Raw genomic sequence first — 26266 nt, forward strand, 5'->3', positions numbered from 1 at the left:
ACCAGTACCTGTCGCTACGCTTTCGGTACAGAAAACACTTGCTGAAGGAAATGAAAGCCTCCGAACGTAATTATGTAGGGGCATGATTAATTTGTTCAATAATGGGTAGTATGTAAACAAAGTCTTGTGCTTTTTAGTACTTTCCATTAGAATAAATGCAATACATGTAAAGACAGTGATGAGGAATAGTAAATTTGTAATTCTTTTTAGAGAGCTAGCGGTTGGTGGGAGCTAGTAAGAAAGCAAATTGAACTCGCCTTCTGAGTCTGCCCGCGTGAAACAGCGCGTGCCGTTACTTCCGCGTTAAGGAAGCTAGAGCCGAGTGTGATCACTAATTTGGGTGGTACCGCGGGAGATACGAATTCTCTCGTCCCTTTCTGATAAAGGAAGGGGCGAGTTTTTTTATTTTTTAAATATTTTGTCAATTACTACTGAAGTGAAAAGCATGACACATTTAAAGGAGGAATAATCATGAGTTTTAATCATCAACAAATCGAAAAAAAGTGGCAGCAATATTGGGCTGATCATAAAACTTTCAAAACTGAAAATGAAACAGAAAAACCAAAATTTTATGCGTTAGATATGTTCCCATACCCATCTGGTGCAGGTCTTCATGTAGGACATCCAGAGGGCTACACAGCGACAGACATTCTTTCACGCTTTAAACGTATGCAAGGCTATAACGTTCTTCATCCTATGGGCTGGGATGCATTCGGTTTACCGGCTGAACAATATGCACTTGATACAGGAAATGACCCAGCAGAATTTACAGCGAAAAATATCGCGACATTCAAACGTCAAATCCAAGAGCTAGGCTTTAGCTATGATTGGGATCGTGAAATTAACACAACAGATCCAGAATATTATAAATGGACACAATGGATCTTTATCCAACTTTATAAAAAAGGCTTAGCTTATGTAGATGAAGTAGCTGTAAACTGGTGTCCAGCACTTGGAACAGTACTTGCAAACGAAGAAGTTATTGATGGAAAGTCAGAGCGTGGTGGTCATCCTGTAGAACGTCGTCCGATGAAGCAATGGATGCTTAAAATTACGGCCTTTGCTGATCGTTTAATCGACGACTTAGAGGAAGTGGATTGGCCAGAGTCTATTAAGGATATGCAACGCAACTGGATTGGTCGTTCGGAAGGTGCAGAAGTAACATTTAGTATAGATGGTACAGATGAAAACTTCACGGTGTTTACAACTCGTCCTGATACATTATTTGGTGCTACATATTGTGTTATTGCACCTGAGCATAAATTAGTGGAGCAAATTACAACTGCTGAACAACGTCAAGCTGTAGAAGCTTATTTAGATAAAGTAAAATTGAAATCTGATTTAGAGCGTACAGATTTAGCAAAAGAAAAAACAGGCGTATTTACAGGTGCTTATGCAGTTAATCCGATTAACGGTAAGAAAATGCCAATTTGGATTGCAGACTACGTATTAGTATCATATGGTACAGGTGCAATCATGGCGGTTCCCGCACATGATGAGCGCGACTATGAATTTGCAAAAGAATTCGGCCTAGAGATTATTTCTGTCCTTGAAGGTGGAGACATTAGCAAGGAAGCATTCACAGGGGATGGTAAGCACATTAACTCTGACTTCCTTAATGGGTTAAACAAAGAGGACGGTATTGCTAAAGCAATTGAATGGCTTGAGGAAAAAGGTGTAGGAGAGAAGAAAATCTCTTACCGTCTTCGTGACTGGTTATTCTCTCGTCAACGTTACTGGGGTGAGCCAATTCCTATGATTCATTGGGAAGATGGTACAACGACGCCAGTACCGGAATCAGAATTACCATTAGTGCTACCTAAAACGGATAATATTCGTCCTTCAGGTACTGGTGAATCGCCATTAGCAAATATTGCGGAATGGGTAAATGTTGTTGATCCTGAAACAGGTAAAAAAGGTCGTCGCGAAACGAATACAATGCCACAGTGGGCAGGTTCTAGCTGGTACTTCTTACGCTATATTGACCCAACAAATAAAGAAGCAATTGCAGATCCTGAGTTACTAAAACGCTGGTTACCAGTTGATATTTATATCGGTGGGGCAGAGCATGCAGTATTACACTTGCTTTACGCTCGCTTCTGGCACAAAGTTCTATACGATTTAGGCGTTGTACACACGAAAGAGCCATTCCACAAATTATTTAACCAAGGGATGATTCTTGGTGAAGGTAATGAAAAAATGTCTAAATCAAAAGGCAATGTCGTTAACCCTGATGAAATTATTGCTTCACACGGTGCTGATACACTACGTTTATATGAAATGTTTATGGGTCCACTTGAAGCCTCTGTTGCATGGTCAACAAATGGTTTAGACGGGGCACGTCGCTTCTTAGATCGTATTTGGCGTCTATTTGTCAATGAAGAAGATGGTACAATCGCTGCAAAAATTCAAGCTTCTGATGATAAAACACTTGAAAAGTCATATCATCAAACTGTGAAAAAAGTAACAGAGGATTACGAGGGTATTCGCTTCAATACTGCTATTTCACAAATGATGGTATTCATCAATGATTGCTACAAAGCGGATGTTATTCCAACAGAATACGCTGAAGGCTTTGTGAAAATGCTAGCTCCAATGGTTCCACACCTTGCTGAAGAACTATGGCAGATATTAGGCCATGATGAAACACTTTCATATAAGGAATGGCCATCGTATGATGAGGCTAAACTTGTTGATGATGAGGTTGAAATTGCCGTACAAGTGCTTGGCAAAGTACGTGCAAAAATCATCGTAGCGAAAGATGCTTCAAAAGAAGAAATCGAAAAAGTAGCACTTGCAGATAGCAAAGTACAAGAGTATACGGCAGGCAAAAACTTAGTAAAAATTATTGTCATTCCAGGCAAGCTTGTTAATATCGTTGTTAAATAATAATGTAAAAAGTGTCCAATATTTGGGCACTTTTTTCTTTTCTACTGAAACCAACTGAGATTTCGATACGACTATAGTGTGAATGGGAACAGGAGGTGTTTGTTTGAGTGAGCATTTAGCAAGGGTTATGGAAGAGCATGGTGAATATTGTCTTCGAGTAGCTTATCTATATGTTAAAGATTGGGCTATTGCAGAAGAAATTGTTCAAGATGTATTTTTTGCTTATTATCGGCAACAGGAGCACTTTGAACAACGATCCTCACTAAAAACATATTTAGTCAAAATAACAGTACATAAAAGTCATGACTATCTACGAAGCTGGAAAAATAAGCGTCATATTTTATTTGAAAAGCTGCACATTGGAGTCAGTAAACGATCGGCTGAAACAAATTTACTTGAAAAGGATGAGCGAAGAATTGTAACAGCAGCTTTGCTTGAGCTTCCAATCATCTATCGAGAAGTCATCATTCTTTATTATTACCAAGAATTAAAGGTGCGAGAAATAGCAGAGGTTCTGGCATGTACAGAAAATACAGTGAAAACAAGATTGCGTAGAGCTAGACAAATTTTGCAGGAAAAACTGGACAAAAGCCATTGGGAGGTGCTAGAAGATGACATCTTTTAAGGATAAACTGGATAAAGAGCTTGGAGAAGCCCCGCGTTTCTCACAACAATTGCAGGACCGTATTTTGCTAAATGTATCTCAGGAAGATAAACAACCTCGTAGTTGGCAATATCCAACGATTTTCATTGGAGCAGTCGTGACAATCCTCTTCTTGATGGTAATTGGCCCGTGGAAGCAAGTAGATACATCTAGGCATGCGACGATTGTTGAGCTAGCTCAACATGAGGTTAAACAGTTTACGAGTGCGTATAATTGGGATGAAGATTCCTTTAAGGCTGGAAGAACTGGGTGGATCTTAGGGCAACAAACTTATAAAAAAGAGTCGGAAACAACGCTCATTGCAAATGCACTTCAAAAGGCAGTAATATCGAAGAAGGATAATGATTATTATGCATTTCGTGATGTATGGGTGGAGTTTGACAACGGGCAAGTTGTGCGGCTAAAAGTGTTCTTAAACGATGAGCAGCTAGCTTTTAGCGATCGACATACAAATCTCTTTTACAAAGTGGAAGATGGCGATACTGCGTCGTCATTTATTGCTCTTATGCAAAAAGATAAAAAAAATATTAGTTTCGGTGAGATGCTTACATTTTTATTAATTGTTCTCTTTCTAGGTTGGCTTTTAGAAAAAGCAATTCGGAAAAAGTATAGCATTCCAGAGGATCCGAAGTATATAAATACAGGCCATCAAAGTACAACGTATATTGCTAAGTTTATACAAGGATTGGCTTTAATTTTAGCTAATATATATGGGTGGTTTATATATACAGCTGCAATAGTCGGATTTTTAGCTGTCTCCATGATCAGCAAAATTGCCATTGACTATTATTATGGGCGTGAGGAAAAAAGACATTATACATCAATTGGTTTATTTATTGCACTAGTTCCACTAATCATCATTGTATTTATTATTTATTTTTAATGAAAAGGAAAGAGATGCTCGAATGATTACAGAGCATCTCTAATTTCTACCTTTCTTACGTAATGTGTAATGTAAAAAAATTATATACACGATAGGAAGAAAAACTGTAATAAAGACAATTCCCTGCCATTTGAAGAGTGGCCATATCGGACTGAGTAATGTACTTCCAGAAGCAACCCCAACATAATAGGATACAAGATACAAACTGGAAGCACTTCCCTTTTGATGGCTGGCTGTTTGACTAACTGTTGCAGAAGTTAAAGCATGCGCGGTAAAAAAGCCTAAGCATGCAATACAAAGCCCGACAATAATAATGAAAAGGGACGTACTTAATGTTAATAATATGCCACTAACTAATAACAACACCCCAAATGTTTGGATTACATTTATCCCCACTTTACCCGCGAGTGAATTAGCAATCGGTGAACCAATAATTCCTAACCCATACGCTAAAAAAATAAACGATATCGTTTTTAATGAAAGTAAGAATGGAGGTTCAGTTAAATAGTATGGAATAAATGACCACATGCCAGTAAATGATAACTGCAAAATAATACCTAGTCCAAAAAGAATAATTAAATTTGGATTTTTTAAATGAAGCCAAAATCCGTATAAATCGTTATGGATCGTACGATTACTCTTCGAAAAGTTTCGAGATTTTGGTAAGGTAAGCCAAACTATTATGAAAATAATAAAACCGAATAGCGCTAATGAGAAAAACGCTGTTTCCCAAGAAAATTGTTCTGTTATATAGCCCATCATGAGCCGTCCAATTGTCCCACCTAATGCATTACAAGAAATATAAAGGGCAGTAGCAAGACCCATTGATTGGTGATTGACCTCTTCACTAATATAGGCGAGTGCTGCTGCGGGAACACCGGCTATTGCAAAACCTTGGATAAAACGTAAAAAAATGATGAAATAAAAAGAATCTGTTAAAGGCATAAATAGAAACGGAATAATCGTTAGAATAACAGATAAACGAATAAATAATAATCTTCCGTGTCGGTCAGATAGAAATCCTAAAACGATTAATCCAATGATTACTGATACAGTAGTTACGGACATGGACAGACTTGCGTAAGAAACAGAGATTTGAAAGTGCTCTGTAAAGAAGGGGAGTAGGGGTTGTACCGAGTACATTGCTGCGAATACAAACACCGAAGCTCCTCCTAGACTAGTGACAATTATCCAAAATTGACGGTCTTTAATCGAATAGCCCTTTGTAAAGTCCATAAATAATCCTTTACTTCATGTGTTCTGGTAACCAGAGTGATAATTGAGGTATTAAAACAACGATTGCTAAAAAGATAATCATTAATACGATAAACGGAATTACACCTTTCACAACTTCTCCTAGCTTCTCTTTGGCAATCCCACTTACAACAAAGAGGTTTAGTCCAACAGGTGGTGTAATCATGCCAAGCTCCATGTTAATCGTCATAATAATCGCAAAGTGAAGTAGGTTGATATCGAAATGTGCAAGTATTGGTAAAAGGATAGGTAAGGTAATTAATATAATTGATACAGCTTCTAAGAACATACCCATGAAAAAGAATAGAATATTAACGATAATCATGAAGATCCACTTGTTTAAATCGCTTTCTGCAATCCAGGCACCAACTTGTTGTGGTACTTGTGCATTCGTTAAGTATAGTCCAAACAGGGAAGCGGCACCGATGATTAAGAATATCATCGCTGTAATGTTAATAGATTCTACTAAAACTTCACGGAAGTCTTTTAACTTCATTTCACGATAGATGAAAAGTGAAACGATTAAACCGTAGAATACGGCAATAACTGCTGATTCCGTTGGTGTAACAACGCCTGAATAGATGGTTCCTAAAATTAAGAATGGTAAAAAAGCGCCCCAAATAGCTTTTAACGATTTACGACCACGTTCACTCCAACTAGCTGGCTTATCTCCTTTAAAGCCATTGCGTTTAGCGTAAACAATTGCTGCAACAATTAAAATCCCTGTTAATGCTAGTCCTGGAATGATACCAGCAATAAATAATTTACCAATGGATTGCTCTGAGGTAATACCGTAAATAATTAACGGAACACTCGGTGGAATTAATATCCCTAGTGTACCACCAGCAGCAACAAGTCCCATCGAATAACGTTTTTTATAGCCAGCAGAAATCATAGCAGGGATCATGATAGAACCAATCGCTGCAGCAGTTGCAGGTGAAGAACCAGAAATCGCTGCGAAAATGGCACAGGCAATGATTGTCACAACCGCAAGTCCTCCTGGAAGATGTCCGATCCATGAACGTAACGCTTCAATCAAATATTTAGAAATCCCACCACGCGCCATTAGTACCCCTGCAAGGACGAATCCTGGAATCGCCATCATCGGGAAAGAGTCGAGAGCCGTAAAAATACGTTGAGGAATCATATTCATATTGAAATCGATTTGGAAAAACACAAGGATTGTCGATAGTGCCAAACTTATTGCAACAGGTACTCGTAAGAATAGTAATAGAAAGAAACTAAGTAAGAGGATTAGCATATTCTTCGTCCTTTCCTCGTAGAATATTGACTAATCTTTCTACGAATCTTAGTAAAAATAAAGCCCCTGAAATAGGTAGAACTAAGTAAACGATCCACATGGGTATTCCAATATCAAGTGATATCATGCCTGATGTATAACGATTTTCCACTAAGATAAAGCCGTAATACGTATAAATTAAACAAAAAACAATACTTAGTCCTGTGGCTACTAAATCTAATACACGTTTCATTGAAGGTTTTAATTTATCATATAAAATATCTACTTGAATATGTTGATTGTGACGAAGGGCTAAGCCAAATCCAAAAAATGTACCCCAAATTATAGAATAACGTGCTAATTCTTCTACCCATGCCTGTGGTTCATTAAAAATGTAACGCATGATGACGCCGTAAAAAATAAGAGAAACACCTGCTACAAAAAAAGTTCCCGCAAGAATCTCTTCTAAGTAGCCCCATACTTTATGCAAGGCTTTCATTCTTTTGCCTCCTTCATTTGATGCATGTACAAAAGGGTACGATTTTCTACTATAAGTGCAGATGAATTTTAAAGTGCATCCAAGCACCCATTTGTACAGGTTCAATGTTCAATGTAAGTAATTTACGTATTTTTATTAAAAAGAATCTGCGAGAATTCTGAGGGAGCTTGCGGCATACCCATAGGAATGAGCAGATTCTTTTTGTTTGAGTTATTCAATTCTTACTATTTAAAAAATTTATTTTAAATCTCGGATACCATTGATTAATTCTTCTGTAATAGAATCACTGAACTCTTCATAAACTGGTTCAAGTTTTGTTTTAATTGCTTCTTTTTGAGCGTCATCTAACTCAATTACTTCAATACCAGAGTTTTTAATGTTCTCAAATGATTTGGCATTTTCTTCAGCGGCTAAATCCCAAGCTAATTTTGTTGCCTCATCTAAGGACTCTTCAACTGCTTTTAATAAATCTGCAGGGATTTTGTCCCAGAAAGATTTGTTAACAAAGATTGCGTAGTCAAGGCGACCATGTTGAGATACTGAGAAGTACTTTTGGACTTCTTGATATTTTTGAGTATCAAAGTTATTGAATGTATTTTCTTGTCCATCAACTGTCCCTTGTTGTAGAGCAGCGTATGTTTCGCCGAACGCGATTGTTGCAGAACCAGCATTTAAAGCTTTGAATTGTGCTTCTAGCACTTTACCAGCTTGAGCACGGAATTTTAAACCTTTAAAATCTTCAACATTTACAAGTGGATGCTTATTGTTTGAGAAATGTTTAAAGCCATTTTCCCAGAACACTAAGCCTTTAATATCATTAGCTGCTAACTGATCAGATTCCAGAATTAATTTAGCAACGTCAGATTTAAAGAATTTACGTACATGTTCGTCGCTTTCAAAAAGATAAGGCATATCAACATATTGCCAACGTGGATCGATTTTCACCATTTTTGTTACCGAAGGGGCGATCATATGAACATTCCCAGATACTAGTGCATCTAGCTCGTCATTATCCCCATATAATTGTGATGAAGGATACACCTCAACTTTAACTTTACCCTCTGTCTTTTCATCTACTAATTTAGCGAAAGCATCTGCAGCTTTTCCTTTAACACTATCAATAGATGTTACATGTGAAAATTTAATGATAAGAGGTTTTTCTTTTGTATATCCACCGTCACCTTCTACTGGAGCAGAAGCGTTCCCTTTTTTGTCGCCACTACAAGCTGCAAGTGCGAGAACAAGAACAGCCATAAGTGACATAAAAAGCCATTTTTTCATTACATATCCCCCTAAAAAGTTTAATTATAGTTAAAAGGACAACCTTTTGAACCCAAGTTAATGATGTGTTTGATATTTAGGAAGTGCCTGTATATATTTTTCCCCGAAACTGTCTGTGTAATAGTCATAGACGGGATCAAAGGCAGACGCCCATTTCTCAATATCTTCATCAGATAAGTAGTGGATTTTAATACAATTGCAAGCTTCCATTTCTTTTAGCCACTGTGCCGTTAATTCTTCTGCAAGCTGCCATTCCCACTCCTGCACTTCCTCAAGTGTTTCGATGAGTAGAATTTGCACATCCTTTGGTAGAGAGTTCCAAAATTCGTGGTTCATCAGTGGTAAATAACCGAGATAGCCATGATTACTTATCGTTAAGTAGTCTTGTAAAGAGTATAAATTTTTGCTTGTAATATTAGTGAGCGTGTTTTCCTGACCATCTATTTTGCCTTTTTGTAGCTGATTGAAAACTGTATTGAAATCAATGCGTTTTGGGATGGCTCCAACGCTAGAGAATTGTTTTGCTAAAATATCACTTGGCATAATCCGCATGCGTAAGCCATTCAAGTCGCGGACATTTTCAATAGGGTGGATATTGTTGCTAAGCTGTTTAAATCCACTATCCCATATGCCCATAGAATACAAATTGTGTGCATTTAACTTTGTCATTAAAGATTGACCAATCTCACTTTCGACATATGTATGAACTTCGTCTGCGTTTTTAAATGCATACGGTAAATCCATGACTGACCATTCTGGTACAAGCGTTGTAATTTTTGAAATAGCAGGTGCAATCATTTGGATATCACCACGTAACAGTGCATCCATTTCTTCACCATCTTTATAAAGAACACCATTTGGAAACACCTGAATTTCGACGTACCCACGACTCCGTTCTTTAATTAGCTCTGCAAATTTTACAGCTGCCATTCCTTTAGGTGTATTTTCACCAACTACGTGTGAAAAACGAATAACGATTTGTTCCTCGTGACTTAGCTGCTCATTGTCGGTAGGGTAAACCTGTTTCTTGGCATGAAGCTAACAGAATTGTTAGGAAAATGAGAGCGCTAACAAAATTGAGCTTGAAACGATTACTTCCTATACAAATTCACTCCTGACCTTATAAGATATGAACGCTTATCATTGTAATTCATCTGAATAAATAAACAATATTTTGGTTTTAATGGACATTTTGGTATTTGTGGTATATAACAATTTATTATTTCAATAAACTGTTGCAAAACAGATGGCGGAGTAATATAGGGGATAAAATAGAGGGCATATCAGCATAACAACGGAATGATTTCCGTTCCAATTGATACTAGCAGATGATGAAATAAAAGAAAAAATCTGCCCTATTCCTTTAAAGAAGTTTTGAATAAGCTTTCAAGCCATTAGTATCTTTAAAGGAGGCAGATTCTTGATATTTAATTTAGGGAAGTTTAACTTATCTGTTTGGGTACAGCTGCATTTTATTTAATAGAATAGTATTTAGTTGGACGACCAACTGTCCCATATTGTAATTCGATTTTGACAGTTCCTTTAGTAGCTAAAAAGTCTAAATATTTCCTTACAGTTACTCTTGCCATTCCAACATTTTGTGCAAGTTGCTCTGATGTAATAGATGCTTGATGGGCTGTTAAATATGTAAGAATTTGTTGCATAGTTATCGTGTTAAGTCCTTTTGGAAGTTCTGTTGATTCGTGTTGAATGCCAAGCCACTTATCGATGTCCTCTTGCCTAAAAGCTTCTGAATTTGGTAGCTTCTTTGTTGAGTTTTTATATTGCTGTAAAGCCTTTTCGAAGCGTTCAAAGCGAAATGGCTTTATAAGATAATCGATTGCTCCAAGTCGAAGTGCCTCCTGTACGGTTGGTGCATCTTTTGCCGCTGTAATCATGATAATATCTGAAGGAATACGGTCTGCTCGAAGCTTTAAGAATAATTCCATTCCGGTCATATCAGGTAAAAACATATCAAGTAAAATCAGATTGGGTTTTTTGTTTTTAATTTTCTTATAAGCATCACGTCCGTTAACGGATTCACCTACTAGCTGAAAACCATTCAATTTATTTAAAAAACCTTTATTTACTTCAAGTACCATTGGATCATCCTCTACGATAAAAACTGAAAGATTACTCATTGTTCTCCAGTCACCCCTACTTCTATTGTAATAATTGTCCCAATATCAACTGTTGATTCTACTTGAATAACTCCGTTATTTGACTCTACAAGCTGTTTAACAAGGGCAAGACCGATCCCATGACCTTCTTTTTGTTTCGTACTAAAACCATAATCGAAAATTCGCTGTGGCATCCCATCAATCCCTTTACCACTATCCTGTACTTCAATAAATAAATGATGGTTATTGCCGATTATAGTTAAGTGAACATCTTTATGAACACATTCGAAACATGCCTCCATAGCGTTGTCCAATAAATTACCGATAATGGTTACTATATCGCCACTTGAAAAACCACTCTTAAAATCGATTAAGTTCGAGTCCTCGTCAATCGTTAGCTCTACTCCGAGCTCCTTTGCTCGAGAAAATTTACCAAGCAATAATCCTTGAATTGAATAATCATGAATTTTGTCATGTAAGCTTTGAATAATTTCTTCCTCAACAGTTATCTCATCAATTATAAGACTCAAGGCGTCATCATTACGCTCCAACTGAATAAGTCCTGCAATGCTATGTAGACGGTTCATATATTCGTGTTGCTGTGCACGTAAGGAATCTACGAGTATTTTAATGCCTGTTAATTCTTCGGCTAACATATTAGCTTCTTTCCGATCGGTTAGCATAATAAGGTAGCCAGCATTTTGCTCCATTATGCGAATCGGGAAGGTGCGTACTAAGTACATTTGCTCAAACAACAAAAGTGGTCGATATACTTCATGCTGTTGCAGGGTATCCTCTGCAAGCCAAGTCCCTTTAAACAAAGTTTTTCGTGTAATCTTTTGTCCGAAGAAATGAGTATACTGCCTTGCTAGTCGATTAATGAATGAAACATTTCCACTTTCATCTGTAGCTAATATTCCAATGTCCATCGCCTGGATAATGCCTGAGCGTTCTTCCAACAATCGTGCTATCTCAAATGGTTCCAAGTTAAATGTCTGCCGTTTTAAGTGATTAGCAACTAAAATGGAACCACCTAATCCAATGGCTAAACCCGAAAAAAGAGATATTAATATATCGAATTGATATTCGCCTAGAAGGTTGTACCACTTTGGTGCAAGTAGTCCAACAGTTATGACGCCAACTTGCTTTGTCCCTTCTTCATTCATAATAGGTGCAAACGCTCGTATGGAATAGCCAAGAACGCCATGTGCTTTCGATATGTATTCGTGCTGTGAAAAAGCTTCAATTTCGTCTCCACCTTCAAACACTGTGCCAAGCTTACTTTCAGATGGATGAGAATAACGAATTCGATTCATATCAATAATGACTATATAATCGACATCTGTTGATAAACGAATGCGCTCTGCAATAGGTTGAATAATTTCAAATCCCGATGGTTTGCCTACATTATTTTGAACATCGGTAAGCTGTGAGACAGTTCGCGCAATAGCGAGGGCATGTGCACCAAATTCTTTTTCTAATGCCCCTGCCAAATTATGAATCATAATGGCTCCACTTGTTGCGATTGAAAAAATAACAATAATGAATGAAAAAATAAACATTTTTAGACGTAGAGAAATATTTTTCATAGCAACGTAAAAGGAAAGACATATTAAGCTTCCTTCAATTAAATTAACACCTCTTTAATTAAGAAAATTTTGAATAATCATCTTCGAATTGAATAATAGCCGTATAAGAAAGCATCGAAAGTTACTTAAGTGACGACACTGGGAATTTCTCTCTATTATAAATTATTAGTTTACTGTAATACAATATGGTTAAATATTACTGTTTTTATTTGTGAACCATAGTAAATGTTTAATATAACTAATTGGTTTAGTTAGTTATACATTTAAAAAAGGTCTATTTAAAATAAAAATATATATATTTGAATAATAAAAATGAGAAGGTAATGATTATTCGCTTTTTAATATGCAAAATATATATTGGGTTTATTTAATTGGTTATCCATTAAAAGCAAGATATATCATTTGGAGGTGTTTTTTGATCACTTTTTACACGAAAGAAATTCGTTGATTTAAGTTTTAAAATTCTCTTTTTCTCAAGAAATTTCTACATAATGAATATTTGTTTGTAATCTTTTAAAGAAACATAAAAAAATAAGTGAGTTAGAAAGATCGGAATATACATTGATTGCATGTGAAAATATGCACAAAATTAATTATATCGAAATAATTTATGTAGAGTTTGATAATAGAGTAGAAAAATAATATTAGCTAAAAAATGTTGTGGTTTTCGTATAATAAACGGCTATTTACTTAGAGAGAGTAAGGTTTTCGTTATAAGATTATTAGGATGGAAAATAAAATACTTTTTCGAGAAATAATATTTTTTGAAAAAACATCTTGCATTTGAATAATTCTAAGTGGTAAATTATTTTCATGGACGTTCATAAAACTTTCACAGGTAGCAAAAGAGGGGAGAAAAGAGAATTTATGAATAAAAATAGATGGTTAATTGCATTATCCGCAATCGCTATTCATCTTTCGATCGGTGGAGCATATGCATACAGTGTATATAAGCTACCGATTGTCACAGAAATGGGATGGAGCGAAACAAATGTAACGGTTGCCTTTACAATAATGATGGGGCTTGCTGGTTTTTCCGCAGCATTATTTGGTAACTTAGTAGAAAAGATGGGACCACGTAAATCCGCGATGGTAGCAGCTGTTCTATTTGGAGCAGGACAAGCTGGTGCGGGTGTAGCGATTTCAATGGATTCCGTAACAATGTACTGGTTAACATATGGTTTACTAAGTGGATTGGGTATGGGTATTGGTTATATTGCGCCTGTATCGACATTAGTAAAATGGTTCCCGGATCGCCGCGGATTAGCAACAGGTATGGCTGTACTTGGATTTGGTTCAGGAGCACTTATTACAGCACCAGTCGCAGCTAACTTAATGGAGGCTGTTGGTATTTCTACAACGTACTTTATTTTAGGGGCAAGTTATTTCACGTTAATGATTTTAGGGGCTTCATATATAGCACCGCCTAAGCCTGGTTATATGCCAGCGAATATGAAGGCTGCTGCAGATAATGGTAAAGAAGTAGTGAAGAAAGATTTAGCTGTCATGTCAGCACGTGAAGCTGTAAAAACTAAGCATTTCTGGATGCTTTGGTCGATGCATTTAGTAAACGTAACAGCAGGTATTATGATGATTTCTGTTGCATCTCCAATGGCTCAAGAAATTGTAGGATTATCAGTTGCGGGAGCCGCAGCAATGGTAGGGATAATGGGATTATTTAATGGTGGTGGTCGTTTAGTATGGGCTGCTGTGTCTGACTATATTGGTCGTTCGAACGTCTTTGTAATTTTCTTTATCGCACAGCTAGTTACATTTATCGTCTTACCGCATACAACAAACGTTATTATTTTCCAAGCACTTATTTTCTTAGTTGTTAGTTGCTATGGTGGAGGTTTCTCGAATCTACCAGCATTTGCAAGTGATTTATTCGGTACGAAACAACTTGGAGTTATTCATGGTTATTTATTAACGACTTGGTCATTAGGTGGTATTTTTGGTCCGCTTTTAGTAAGCACTATTAAAAACTCTTATGGAAGTTATATTCCAGTATTCTATGTGTTTACAGGGTTAATTGCTGCTTCATTAATTATTTCATTAACTTTACGTGCAGATGTACGTAAACGAACAGCATTAAAAGAAGCTTCTGAAAAGGTTGGAGACGTCTCCGCAACACAATAAATTATACTTTCAATTCGCACTTGAAGGTATTGGCCATATGAGTGTCATTTCGCACATGACGCTTGTATGGTCTTTTTTTGTGCAACTGTTGTTATATAACACTTGATCAATCTCTGTTTAATGTATAACAGTTGGTATCGGATGTCAATATCATTACTGGAAATAAAGTGATTTCGCTACTAAAAGAGAAATTTTGTAACGGAAAGCAAATGCGAGGTTCATTAATTGATTTTCAAGAGGGTGACCGAACAACTGACGTTTTTAGTCATTTCGCCATGAACGAAACGATTCATAATGAAAGCGTAAATTGGTTACCGTTTCATGAATAAAAGATTCAACTGTTTTATTCAATTATTCGTTTTTTTACTTCTTTGATTTGATTGAATCTTTTCGAAAATTAAAACGTATATAAAATAAATAAGGAGGCAATGTGATATGGGGAAATTTTCTTTAAACGATTTTATTAATAAAACACAGCAGGACGACAACGAAAATGAATATTTCGAGTTAGAAACTGAGCGTGTATTAGAGGTCAACCTAAATGGCGAGGTTTGGTCGAAAATGGGCGCAATGATTTCTTATGTAGGAGATATTAAGTTTGAGCGTGAACGTGTACTGGAGCATGGCCTTGGTAAAATGTTCAAAAAGGCATTAACAGGTGAAGGTACGCAACTTATGAAAGCGAAAGGTAAGGGACGACTTTATTTAGCGGATCAAGGGAAAAAAATAACGGTCTTCGATTTAAAAGATGAAAGCATTTGCGTAAACGGTAATGATTTACTTGCCTTTGAGCCAAGTATTGATTGGGATATTCACTTAATGCGTAAAATGGCAGGCGTCATGTCAGGTGGATTGTTTAATGTAACTTTACAAGGAAAAGGAAAGGTAGCCATTACAACTCATTTCGAACCGTTAACATTGTTAGTGAAGCCTGGTGAAACGGTCTATACTGATCCGCATGCCACAGTAGCATGGTCAGGTAATTTGGCACCAGAGTTTAAAACAGATATTAGCTTCCGAACATTTATCGGTCGTGGTAGTGGTGAATCCATTCAAATGGCATTTTCAGGTGAAGGATTTGTCATCATTCAACCATACGAGGAAGTCTATATGTCTAAAGAAGGCTAAAAAAAGCGTGTCCTTATTTTCGGGACACGCTTTTTATTAGAATCGCTGATAATTCGTTGAATATCGCTGATAAAGGACTTAGAATCGCTGATAAGCCATTGGAATCGCTGATAAGCCGTTCAATATCGCTGATAACTCCCGAAAAATCGCTGATAAAATTCTGAGATACCGAGTATATTACAGTCCTGCGTTCATCCCTGCAATTCGTCCTGTCACAAGAGCAGATGTTATATTATAGCCACCTGTGTAGCCATGAATATCAAGAATTTCTCCGCAGAAAAATAAACCAGCCTTTTTCTTTGAAGCCATTGTCTTTGGTTCAATTTCTTTAACAGAGACGCCGCCTCCAGTGACGAATGCTTTTTCAAGGGACTGCGTACCACTAACTGTCATCGTGAAATTAACGAGAAGTTTAGCTAAATTGCGGATTTTTTCCTGTGATAATTCAGTACCTGTCAATTGTACATCGATGTCTGCGCGCTCACATAAAAATAGAAGCCAACGTTCAGGTGTTATTCCTTTCCAAACGTTTTTTACCGCTTTTTTGGGATCTTCTTTAATGAGTCTGTTTAAATATTGCAGACATGTTTCTTCATTATAATCAACAAGTGCTTGAATACGCATTGTCACAGGCTCGTAACCTGTTTTCATTAATTCTTTCACGACAAATTGACTACAGCGTAAAACAGCAGGACCGCTTAATCCAAAATGAGTAAAGAGCATGTCCATTTGATGTGTTACGAGCACTTTGCCTTTTTTGTTTAAAACAGAGACAGCGACATTCCGTAACGCAAGTCCCTGTAGCTCACGTGCTTGAATAAAATCTTCTTTCGATAGAACAGGAACCTCAGTAGGGAATAGTGTAGTAATTGTATGGCCAGCACGCTCTGCCCATGGATAACCGTCTCCTGTTGAGCCAGTTTGTGGAACAGCTTTCCCACCAACTGCCACGATTACTGCTTCACTACGAATTTCTGTACCATCCGAAAGGCGTACCCCGAGAATTTTTTCCTCATCCATTAGCAGTTTATTGACGGGGGTATTTAAGCGTACTTCTACATGCAGCCTCTGAAGCTGACGAATAAGTGCATCTACAACATCTTGCGCGCGGTTCGATACAGGGAACATACGCCCATGATCTTCCTCTTTTAATGCTACACCGAGTCCTTCGAAAAATGTGATAATATCCTCATTATTGTAAACTGTGAATGGGCTGTAAAGAAAACGGCCATTTCCAGGTATGTGTTTAACTATTTCTTCAACTGGCAATCGATTTGTGACATTACAGCGACCGCCGCCTGAAATGGCTAATTTTTTGCCGAGCTTCGTCCCTTTTTCTAATAATAATACTTTCTTTTTACGCTCTCCAGCAGCGATAGCAGCCATTAAACCAGAGGGGCCACCACCGATAACGATAACATCGTACATATATTTAAACTCACTTTCTTTTCAAATTAGGAATCTTTCCTATTATACATGAAGTCTATATAGAGGGGCTTCTTTCACATTGAAAATACAACAAAAGTATTTTATAATTTCTTATCTTCTACTTTAAGTAGCTCGTCACCATAACGTGGAGTTGATTTCCGTTCCGACTGGGCGCTTTGCCGCTGACGCTTCGCTTTCGCGCAGAGCAGAGCTTCCTGGGGGCGTCCGATGAGCCGCTTCGCTTCGCTGCAGGGTCTCATCTGTGACGCTAATCCCCAAGGAGTCGCCCAGTCTCCACTACAATCAACTTATACACATGACATACTTTTTATCACAATGTCATCCAAAACTTTCGGTGATGAGCTATCAGGTGTGAATTTTAGATGGAAGATTGAAAATTGAAGTGTTTTTAAGAGAGATAAAGTGCTCATTGGTTGGACGAATAATCAGTGTTGAATAACCTCACTGATGAAAGTTTTGCTTTATCTATATTGTCAGTATGAAATGAATGTCTTTTCATGCTATTATGGTAAAGGTTATGCACTAAATTATGAGGTGAAAAATAGAATGTGCGGATTTATAGGCTATATTAATGGAACAAATGTCATCGATCATCATCAAACGATCGAAAATATGATGAATACAATTATTCACCGTGGACCTGACAGCGGCGGGATTCACAGTGATGATACAGTAACGTTAGGATTCCGTCGATTAAGTATTATCGACTTATCAGACGTGGCAAATCAGCCATTGTACAGCGCTGATGGTAACATCGTTCTCGTATTTAACGGAGAGATTTTCAACTTCCAAGAGCTACGTGCTGATTTGGTTGAAAAAGGTCACAACTTTAAAACTCAGTCTGATAGTGAAGTTATTATTTATGGTTATGTTGAATACGGTGTTGAATTTGTGAAAAAACTACGCGGAATGTTCGCATTCTGTATTTGGGATAAAAAGAATGATTTACAATTTATCGCTCGTGATGGCTTTGGTATTAAGCCGCTGTATTACACAGAAAACACAACGGATGGTACTTTTATTTTCGGTTCAGAAATTAAATCATTTTTACCACACCCATCATTTATTAAAGAGTTAAATAAAGATGCGTTGCGTCCATATTTAACGTTCCAATATTCTTCAATGGATGAAACTTTCTTTAAAGGTGTGTACAAATTACCACCAGCACACTATATCCTTATTAAAAATGGACAAAAGCAAATTGTGCAGTATTGGGATAAAAAATTCCATGCAAAAGAAGCTCCAATTGAAAAATATGTTGAAGACATTCGTACGACAGTGAAAGAATCTGTAGAAGCTCATCAAATAAGTGATGTAAAGGTTGGTTCTTTCTTATCAGGTGGTATTGATTCAAGTTATATTACTTCATTATTACGCCCTGATAAATCCTTCTCTGTTGGTTTCTCCGACTACGAGGATATGTTTAATGAAACAAATCTAGCAAAAGATTTATCTGATACATTAAATATTCAAAATGAGCGTAAATATATTTCGGCAGATGAGTGTTTTGAAGCATTACCAAAAATTCAGTGGCATATGGACGAGCCGCAATCAAACCCATCTTCTGTACCACTTTACTTCCTTTCTGAGTTAGCATCGAAGGATGTAACCGTAGTACTTTCAGGTGAAGGTGCGGACGAAATATTCGGTGGCTATGCATGGTATCAAAACTCTGGCAAAATGCAAAAATATGAGAAGGTACCTTTTGGTATCCGTAAAGCGTTACGTGGCCTAGCAGAGGCGTTACCTAAAAATCAATATACGAACTTCCTTGTTAAAGGTGGTCAAACCGTAGAAGAACGCTTCATTGGGGAAGCGGTTGTATGGGATGAAGAAGATGCATTAAATGTCTTGAAGCCAGACTATAAAAATGGTCCATCTGTAAAATCGATTACTAAACGTATTTACGATGAAGTTCCAGGTGATGATGATGTTACTAAAATGCAGTATCTTGATTTAAATCTTTGGATGCCTGGCGACATTTTATTAAAAGCGGATAAAATGAGTATGGCTCATTCGATTGAATTGCGTGTACCGTTTTTAGATAAAGAAGTGATGGAATTAGCGAAAGACATCCCATCAAGATATCGTGTCAATGATATTGATACGAAATATGTTCTTCGTCAAGCTGCACATCAGGAATTACCTGAAGAATGGGCAAAACGTCCAAAGCTTGGTTTCCCAGTGCCAATTCGTCACTGGTTGCGTGAAGAAAAGTATTATAAGTTGGTAAAAGAAATGTTTACAACTGATTTTGCCAATGAATTCTTTGATACAAAACAATTAGTAGGCTATCTAGATGAGCACTATGAAGGTAAGGCAAATCGTGGACGTTATATTTGGACAGTCTATGTGTTCCTAGTATGGTATAAACAATTTTTCGTAGATATGTAATAAAGAAGTAGCTTTAATCGGTGGGGGTTTTCTTAATCTCCACCGATTATTTTAAGCCTTCTATTTCCGTAGGGGACATAACCGTTATTTTTATTGATTCTCTAGAACTTTTTCATGTATTTATGCGTCTGTTTACCTATAAATATGTTAAGATTACAGTTGGTTTACTTATTTAATATTTTACTAGGAAGTGCTTTTCTTGCTGCTTTGCTGAATTTGGTTAAGATAGTGCGGTAGTTTTAACAATGAATAAGAACCGTTTTTTATATGGCAGCGTTTGCAAGTTCTTAAAAGGGCCCAGGTAGTAGAAGAAACCTCAGAGGCGCCTTTTAAACGGAAAAGTTTTACAATTTTTCCTAAGTGTTACGATAATGAAAATTGATTTTACGATGAATGGATGGGTACAATGTCCAATTTAATGAAAGGTACTGCGATATTAACAATGGGGATGTTTTTATCGAAGGTACTCGGATTAATTTATATTTTTCCGTTTTATGCGATTGTGGGTGAGGAAAATGTTGCCCTCTATCAATATGCATATATTCCCTATTCTATAATGCTAGCAATAGCTATCTCGGGTGCACCAATTGCTGTATCCAAATTTGTTTCTAAATACAATGCATTGGGTGATTACCAATCAGGCCGCAAGCTAATGAAATCTGGCATAGTTATAATGATGTGTACTGGGTTCGCGGCGTTTATTGCTCTCTTTATACTAGCTACGCCAATAGCGGGTCTAGTGATAAAAAGTGATGAACAGGCATTTACGGTAGCGCAAATAGCCTCAGTTATTCGCTGGGTTAGCTTTGCATTAATTGTTGTGCCATTTATGAGTCTTTGGCGGGGCTTTTTCCAAGGTTATGACAAAATGGAGCCTACAGCGGTTTCTCAGTTAGTTGAGCAAATTGTTCGTATTGTTGTGTTATTGGGTGGTTCTTTCTTAGTTGTGGTAGTTTTCAAAGGGAAACCAGAAACAGCTGTTTCCTTTGCAGTATTTGCTGCATTTATTGGGGCAATTGGTGGGTTGCTAGTACTTTACTATTATTGGAAGAAGTATCAACCTGAATTTGATTTACTGCGCAGTCAAAGTGTGACGTCTACACAGCTACCAATGTCCAACATATATAAAGAAGTAATTACGTATTCAATTCCGATGGTATTTGTAGGCGTAGCCAATCCGTTGTTCCAATTAGTGGATATGCTAACATTTAATGGAGCTATGATATCTATAGGCTTAGCTGAAGTAACGGATAAGTATTTATCAATGATTAACTTTACAACACAAAAGGTTGTCATTATCCCAGTAATGTTAGCTACAGGTTTTTCGTCGGCACTAGTACCAACGATTACAAAGTACTTTACGCAAGGTGAATATTTATCGCTACGACATGCAATGGATAAAACATATCAAATATTAATTTTTATTACATTGCCTGCGGTAGTTGGAATTTCATTATTATCGAATGAAATTTACTTTATGCTCTATACTGAAAGTGAGATGGGGGCTATGATTTTAGCCCATTATGCACCTGTTGCTATTTTATTTGCTTTATTCCAAGTGACAGCAGCTCTTTTACAGGGCATTGACTTCCAAAAGTGGATTGTCTTAAGCTTATTAACTGGAATTTTCGTCAAGCTAGCGATTAACATTCCGTTAATTCGTTGGATGGAGGCAGATGGCGCACTTCTTGCTACAGCTATTGGCTATAGTGTTTCAATTATCATTAATATGCTTGTGTTACGACATACACTGAACTACAAATCAGAAATGGTTATTCGTCGTGTCATGCTCATTTCTCTTTTGACAGCGGCAATGGCGGTAAGTGTACTAATCGTTCATAAACTTTTAGAATTATTAATGGGTCCTGTAGATGGTAAATTCTCTGCATTAGTGTATTCTGTTATTTGTGCTGGAGTAGGTATAGCAGTGTATGGCTTCTTGTCTTTACGTCTAGGCTTAGCACAAAAGCTTCTCGGTGAACGCTTAACAAGAATTACGAACAAACTGGGATTTAAATAGGAGGTACGAATGCGATTAGATAAATTACTGTCGAATATGGGTTATGGGTCACGCAAGGAAGTTAAGCAGCTTCTAAAGCAAAAAGCAGTGACAGTGGATGGTGCGTATGTGAAGGATGCAGCATTACATGTTGATCCTGAAAAGCAGGAGATCTCCGTATTTGATGAACGTGTGATGTATACAGAATTTGTATACTTCATGATGAACAAGCCTCCTGGGGTTATTTCTGCAACGGAAGATTTACGAGATGAAACGGTCATCGATTTATTAGATCCTTTACATCAACACTTCCAGCCTTTCCCTGTTGGTCGTTTGGATAAAGATACAGAGGGATTATTGTTGATAACAAATGATGGCGTTTTAGCACATAATTTATTGTCTCCTAAAAAACATGTACCGAAGGTTTACTATGCTCAAATAGAAGGAATTGTGACTGAGGACGATTGTGAAAAATTTGCTCAGGGTGTTGAGCTTGACGATGGCTATGTAACAAAACCAGGAGAGCTTATTATATTAAAATCTGCTCAGCAATCAGAAATTGAGTTAACGATTCAAGAAGGTAAGTTTCATCAGGTGAAGCGTATGTTTGAGGCAGTAGGAAAACGTGTAACCTATTTAAAACGCCTATCGATGGGCAGCCTAAATCTAGATGACAGTCTAGAATTAGGTGAATATCGAGAATTAACTGCTGAAGAGCTAGCCTACTTAAAAAATAGGGAGTAATGGATGCCTCGATGCTAACGAAGATTAGCATCGAGGCATTTTTTATATACATACATATACCAGTAACGGTATAATTAAAATAGTCTATCATACTAATTAATCTCTAAATGTTTCTGAAAAAAATGATGGTGAAAATAAGTAGAGGACAAGTTAATGAAAAACTTAAGAATTAAATTACTAATATCTTTAATTGCTTTTGCATTAATACTCGTTGCTGTAATTTCTTATGTCAACAGGCAAATACTCGTAGCTGATATAGAAAAACAAGAAGTTTTGAATAGAACATTAATAGAAAATCATATTCTGACAGATATGCAAACAGTAGATAATGCCCATTCTTATTTTGATAAGAATCTTTCTAACAAAATGGAAGAAGTACTACAAAAATTAATTACATCATATGAAGAAAATCCATATTTAGCAAAGTGGGATTTACAGAAAATAAAAAACGAGTATGAAATGGATGTATATATACTCGATCAATCAAATACCGTAATTTATACAACCTTTGAAAAAGATAAAGGCTTAAATTTTTCCCAATGCTGCCATCGTTTTTCTGCTTTATTAGACGAACGTCGATCAAGTGGGGAATACTACACTGATGGTATTGATATTTCAACAACTACTGGGGGATATCGGAAATTTGGATATTTGGCAACTCCTGATAAGAAATATTTATTTGAGGTTGGTATAGATTTACTAGAGGATCCTGTATTTCAAACCTTTAACTTCGGAAAGACGGCTGACTATCTAATTGATAAATATCCTGATTTATTAGAAGTACAAACGATAAATGCGGGAGGGGTTTTCTTTGACGATTCTCGTAAAAAAACTGTAAATGATCAATCTGAAATATTTCAAGAACATTTTATGTTAGCAAAAAAAACGATGAAGCCAACGGAATATCAAAAGAAGTTTAAAAATGGCTATATCGAGAGATATCGTTTTTTACCATATCAAGCAGAAGAAAATCGAGGAGAGTCCTCTAAAAGGATTGTTTATGTAAAGTATGGCAATTTAACAGAGGTGAGAGCGCTAACTAAAAATACAAAGCAGTTTCAGATCCTGCTTTGTATTGCCTTAGCAACTTCTTTCATCATGCTATTAGTCATCAACAAACTTCTATCCAAAACATTTCAACTCGCAACTTATGATCCATTAACGAATGTTTATAATCGTGCTACCTATATTAGAAAAATGGATGATTTAATAAGAAAAAGGAAGACAAATCAACCTGGCTTATTGCTGCTAGATTTAGATAATTTTAAACAAGTAAATGATCAGTTTGGCCATGTTGAAGGGGATAAGATCCTTATTGAAACAGCAAAAATTTTAAAACAAGAAGTAGGGACAAACGGCTTTGTTGTTAGATTTGGAGGGGATGAATTCGCAATTGTTTTATACGATACGAGAGATGAATATATGGAAAAATTAGCGAATTCGATTTTGGAGAAAATTCATCACTTGAAATATGCGGATCAAGTTTCTATTGATAGTTGGTCCGTACTTTCAGTTAGTATGGGTGGTGCCAATTGCATACATCCAGATGAGACAGAAAGAAGCCTATTTGAACGTGCAGATAAGGCGTTGTATCAATCAAAGAATGCGGGTAAAGACCAATATACTAGTTATAAAGAGATTGCTGAAGAAAAAAGCAAAAGCTATTAAAAAAGTTTAAAAAAATTATATGTTCGCTCCATTCCTACTAGTGAGACTAAGCAAGTATTTCAAATGCTTGATGTCGCTGATGGAAATGGAGCAATTTTTTTGTCTGCAAATAATGCCTGGAAAAACGCATCGGGTACACTTTATGTTTGTTGCGGCTTAAGCTTTGATCTATAAAATATACAACTGCATAAAACAAGAACAGCTATAACCGCAAACATTGCGTTCATATAATGTGTTAGTAACCACCCACCAATAATTGGTCCAATAAAGCCACCTAGATTTTTAAATTGAGCTGCTCCCAAATAGATTCCCTTTTGTGTATCAGGGGCAATCTCATCAATCATGATACTCATAGTCGGAAAGGCGAAGATTTCACCAATCGTGAATATAATCATAGCGATCATATATAGGGGATAGTTATTGGAGAAGCCGAATAATAAAAGACCAAATGCCAAAAACAGAATCCCTACTAATAGAGTAGCTGTCGATGAAAAACGTTCAGAAAGTATACTTATCGGTAATTGTAGTAATAACACAACTGCTGCATTTAGCGAAATGAGGAGAGAATAGAGCTTCGCACCATCTTCAATTTTAAGTTCAATGATTTGTGGCAGTGTTGAGTCAAATTGAGAGTAACCAATATTTATTATAATCGCCCCAAAAATAAAACTTAGTAGTACACGATTCGTCAATAGAATCGTAAAGGTTTGCAGTATTTTAGTTGGGGCTGAAGCTTTTTGTTGTTGCATTTCATAGCGATTTAAAACGAAAAATAAAAATACGGCATAAATAATATACATTGCCCCTGTCAGCATGAATGGAATATTTGGACTGGACAATTGAGAAATATAAACACCAATAATAGGACCGATTACAGCCGCTATGTTAATCGCTGTGTAACGAAGTGAAAACAATCTTTTTCGATTTTCGGCAGGAGTAAAATCAATCATTAATGCTTGTGTCGAGGGTTCAAAGAAGGAGCGACATAAGCCATTCAGTGCGTTTAATATGACGAAGAACCAAACTGTATGGGCTGTTGCAAAGCCAAAGAACACAAAGCTCCAAACAACAATAGTCAGTAAAATGACGCTTTTCCTACCAAATCGGTCAGTCAAATAACCCCCAAAGAACCCTCCAACAGTGGAGATTAACGGTGCAATACCAATTGTCAAACCTATTTGTAAAGGGGATGCTTCAATTTCATTATGTAAGTAAATTGCTAAAAAGGGCATTGCCATTAAACTTGCAATACGAGTGAAAATAGTCCCCCCTAAAATAATCCAAACTAGGGGATGAAACAGTTTAGGAAGTTTCATAGAAAATCCTCCTCTCAAAAAGTAGAATGTTTCGATTTTAACGGATTGTTAATGAATTGTAAATAGTCGGAAAATATCTGGGGAATGAATGTTATAAAAATGAATTTAGCAAATATAGGGGGATTTAGGGAGATGCTTAGTGTAAATAAGGTTAATCACCATAACGTGGGGTTGATTTCCGTTCCGGCTGTGCGCTTTCCTGGGGGCGTCCGATGAGCCGCTTCACTCGCTTTGCTCGCTCCAGGGTCTCATCTGTGACGCTAATCCCCAAGGAGTCGCCCAGCCTCCACTCCAATCAACTATCTCAAAGCATACGCTTTAATAAAAATCATTCCTAGTTTTAGTGATGAGCAAAAAATGATTTCATCAATATAGTAATATAGTTCATAACAATAACGTGGGGTTGATTTCCGTTCCGGCTGTGTGCTTTGTAGCTGCCGCTTCGCTTTCGCTACAGAAAACATTTGTTGCTGTCGCTACGCTTTCGCACAGATAAAACATTGTAGCTGCCGCTTTGCTTTCGCGCAGAGCAAAGCTTCCTGGGGGCATAGCATAAGTTTTAACAAATGGCATCAAACAACGAAAGATTAATTAATGCAAAAGGTTAAGTCATCAAAAAATTGAATGACTGAAATGGAGGAACAGAATTTTATAAGAAACTAATGACAATTAAACATAATGCCTACAAAATAGTAGAGAACAAAAAAAGAATGACCACGACGAAAGGTCATTCTTTTCCCATTCAAAATGCTTTACGTATTATACGTAAAAACTAAGACGTCAATTTTACTTTTTTCTTCGTCGTTGTCCATTTGCCTCGACTTGGACTCATCACCAAATCGTTAAAGGCTAACACGTTCAAATCTCTTTGAACGGTGCGAGGAGTGATACTAAACTCTTCGACTAAATCCTGTGTAGACACGGTTCCTTTGTCTAAAATAAACATGTACACATCTTTAATACGATTAAGCATTCGATCAGTAGTTGGTTTCATAAATGAACCACTCCTT

20 protein-coding genes and 1 other annotated feature are annotated in these 26266 nt (G+C 36.8%); of the genes, 10 read left to right on the forward strand and 10 right to left on the reverse strand.

The genetic code is table 11. From position 1 onward, the window contains the following. Positions 1-166 precede the first annotated feature (166 nt). Positions 167-378 (forward strand) — a binding site (T-box leader). Between the two features lie 93 nt (positions 379-471). The 3 genes from leuS to MWJ95_RS11235 all read left to right on the forward strand — a co-directional run bounded on the left by leuS (position 472) and on the right by MWJ95_RS11235 (position 4436). Continuing rightward, positions 472-2889: a leucine--tRNA ligase gene (leuS, locus tag MWJ95_RS11225; RefSeq protein WP_249105606.1), complete on the forward strand. Its 2418-nt coding sequence runs from the start codon at positions 472-474 to the stop codon at positions 2887-2889. 103 nt (positions 2890-2992) lie between these two features. After that, the gene (locus tag MWJ95_RS11230; protein ID WP_249105608.1) at positions 2993-3514 is read left to right on the forward strand and encodes a sigma-70 family RNA polymerase sigma factor; all 522 of its coding nucleotides are present in this window, start codon (positions 2993-2995) and stop codon (positions 3512-3514) included. Then, entirely contained in the window at positions 3501-4436 is a 936-nt protein-coding gene (locus tag MWJ95_RS11235; protein WP_249072988.1) for a hypothetical protein, read from the forward strand. Before MWJ95_RS11230 ends, MWJ95_RS11235 begins: the two co-directional genes overlap by 14 nt. 39 nt (positions 4437-4475) lie before the next feature. Here the strand turns inward: MWJ95_RS11235 and MWJ95_RS11240 are convergent, their stop codons facing one another. The 7 genes from MWJ95_RS11240 to MWJ95_RS11270 all read right to left on the reverse strand — a co-directional run bounded on the left by MWJ95_RS11240 (position 4476) and on the right by MWJ95_RS11270 (position 12335). Continuing rightward, on the reverse strand, positions 4476-5672 hold the full coding sequence (locus MWJ95_RS11240; protein WP_249072987.1) for an MFS transporter: 1197 nt from the start codon (positions 5670-5672) through the stop codon (positions 4476-4478). 10 nt (positions 5673-5682) lie between these two features. Next, positions 5683-6951 carry a TRAP transporter large permease gene (locus MWJ95_RS11245; RefSeq protein ID WP_249072986.1) on the reverse strand — a complete coding sequence of 423 codons (1269 nt, stop codon included), beginning with the start codon at positions 6949-6951 and terminating at the stop codon, positions 5683-5685. Next, a complete protein-coding gene (locus tag MWJ95_RS11250; protein WP_249072985.1) occupies positions 6932-7429 on the reverse strand; it encodes a TRAP transporter small permease in 498 nt (165 codons plus the stop codon). The genes MWJ95_RS11245 and MWJ95_RS11250 overlap by 20 nt, the downstream gene beginning before the upstream one ends. Positions 7430-7666: 237 nt before the next feature. Next, positions 7667-8710, reverse strand: coding sequence for a DctP family TRAP transporter solute-binding subunit (locus MWJ95_RS11255; RefSeq protein WP_249072984.1), 1044 nt, complete (start codon positions 8708-8710; stop codon positions 7667-7669). Between the two features lie 57 nt (positions 8711-8767). Further along, complete coding sequence (locus MWJ95_RS11260) at positions 8768-9640, reverse strand: DctP family TRAP transporter solute-binding subunit (RefSeq protein WP_249105610.1); 873 nt, start codon at positions 9638-9640, stop codon at positions 8768-8770. 542 nt (positions 9641-10182) lie between these two features. Next, positions 10183-10851 carry a response regulator gene (locus MWJ95_RS11265; protein ID WP_249072982.1) on the reverse strand — a complete coding sequence of 223 codons (669 nt, stop codon included), beginning with the start codon at positions 10849-10851 and terminating at the stop codon, positions 10183-10185. Next, complete coding sequence (locus MWJ95_RS11270) at positions 10848-12335, reverse strand: ATP-binding protein (RefSeq protein WP_249072981.1); 1488 nt, start codon at positions 12333-12335, stop codon at positions 10848-10850. The genes MWJ95_RS11265 and MWJ95_RS11270 overlap by 4 nt, the downstream gene beginning before the upstream one ends. A gap of 951 nt (positions 12336-13286) precedes the next feature. Here MWJ95_RS11270 and MWJ95_RS11275 point away from each other — a divergent pair. Both MWJ95_RS11275 and MWJ95_RS11280 read left to right on the forward strand, forming a co-directional pair. Beyond that, positions 13287-14558: an L-lactate MFS transporter gene (locus tag MWJ95_RS11275; RefSeq protein WP_249072980.1), complete on the forward strand. Its 1272-nt coding sequence runs from the start codon at positions 13287-13289 to the stop codon at positions 14556-14558. Positions 14559-14993: 435 nt separating this feature from the next. Then, positions 14994-15686: an AIM24 family protein gene (locus tag MWJ95_RS11280; RefSeq protein ID WP_249072979.1), complete on the forward strand. Its 693-nt coding sequence runs from the start codon at positions 14994-14996 to the stop codon at positions 15684-15686. A gap of 177 nt (positions 15687-15863) precedes the next feature. Here the strand turns inward: MWJ95_RS11280 and MWJ95_RS11285 are convergent, their stop codons facing one another. Continuing rightward, positions 15864-17114 (reverse strand): BaiN/RdsA family NAD(P)/FAD-dependent oxidoreductase, encoded by a 1251-nt coding sequence (locus MWJ95_RS11285; protein WP_249072978.1) that lies wholly within the window; start codon positions 17112-17114, stop codon positions 15864-15866. Positions 17115-17342: 228 nt separating this feature from the next. Between MWJ95_RS11285 and MWJ95_RS11290 the strand changes: the two genes are divergently transcribed. The 5 genes from MWJ95_RS11290 (at position 17343) to MWJ95_RS11310 (ending at position 23940) form a co-directional block, all read left to right on the forward strand. After that, complete coding sequence (locus tag MWJ95_RS11290; protein ID WP_249105612.1) at positions 17343-17516, forward strand: hypothetical protein; 174 nt, start codon at positions 17343-17345, stop codon at positions 17514-17516. 165 nt (positions 17517-17681) lie between these two features. After that, positions 17682-19529 (forward strand): asparagine synthase (glutamine-hydrolyzing), encoded by a 1848-nt coding sequence (asnB, locus tag MWJ95_RS11295; RefSeq protein WP_249072977.1) that lies wholly within the window; start codon positions 17682-17684, stop codon positions 19527-19529. A gap of 406 nt (positions 19530-19935) precedes the next feature. Beyond that, complete coding sequence (locus MWJ95_RS11300; protein WP_249072976.1) at positions 19936-21549, forward strand: putative polysaccharide biosynthesis protein; 1614 nt, start codon at positions 19936-19938, stop codon at positions 21547-21549. 9 nt (positions 21550-21558) lie between these two features. Continuing rightward, positions 21559-22272 (forward strand): pseudouridine synthase, encoded by a 714-nt coding sequence (locus MWJ95_RS11305; protein ID WP_249105614.1) that lies wholly within the window; start codon positions 21559-21561, stop codon positions 22270-22272. A gap of 153 nt (positions 22273-22425) precedes the next feature. Further along, on the forward strand, positions 22426-23940 hold the full coding sequence (locus MWJ95_RS11310; RefSeq protein ID WP_249105616.1) for a GGDEF domain-containing protein: 1515 nt from the start codon (positions 22426-22428) through the stop codon (positions 23938-23940). Positions 23941-24080: 140 nt separating this feature from the next. On the opposite strand, the gene MWJ95_RS11315 is transcribed toward MWJ95_RS11310, so the two are convergent. Next, on the reverse strand, positions 24081-25256 hold the full coding sequence (locus MWJ95_RS11315; RefSeq protein ID WP_249105618.1) for an MDR family MFS transporter: 1176 nt from the start codon (positions 25254-25256) through the stop codon (positions 24081-24083). Between the two features lie 772 nt (positions 25257-26028). Then, complete coding sequence (locus MWJ95_RS11320) at positions 26029-26250, reverse strand: DeoR family transcriptional regulator (protein WP_049667439.1); 222 nt, start codon at positions 26248-26250, stop codon at positions 26029-26031. Positions 26251-26266: the final 16 nt, after the last annotated feature.

This window comes from Lysinibacillus sp. Bpr_S20 (assembly GCF_023337835.1).
Taxonomy (GTDB): Bacteria; Bacillota; Bacilli; order Bacillales_A; family Planococcaceae; genus Lysinibacillus.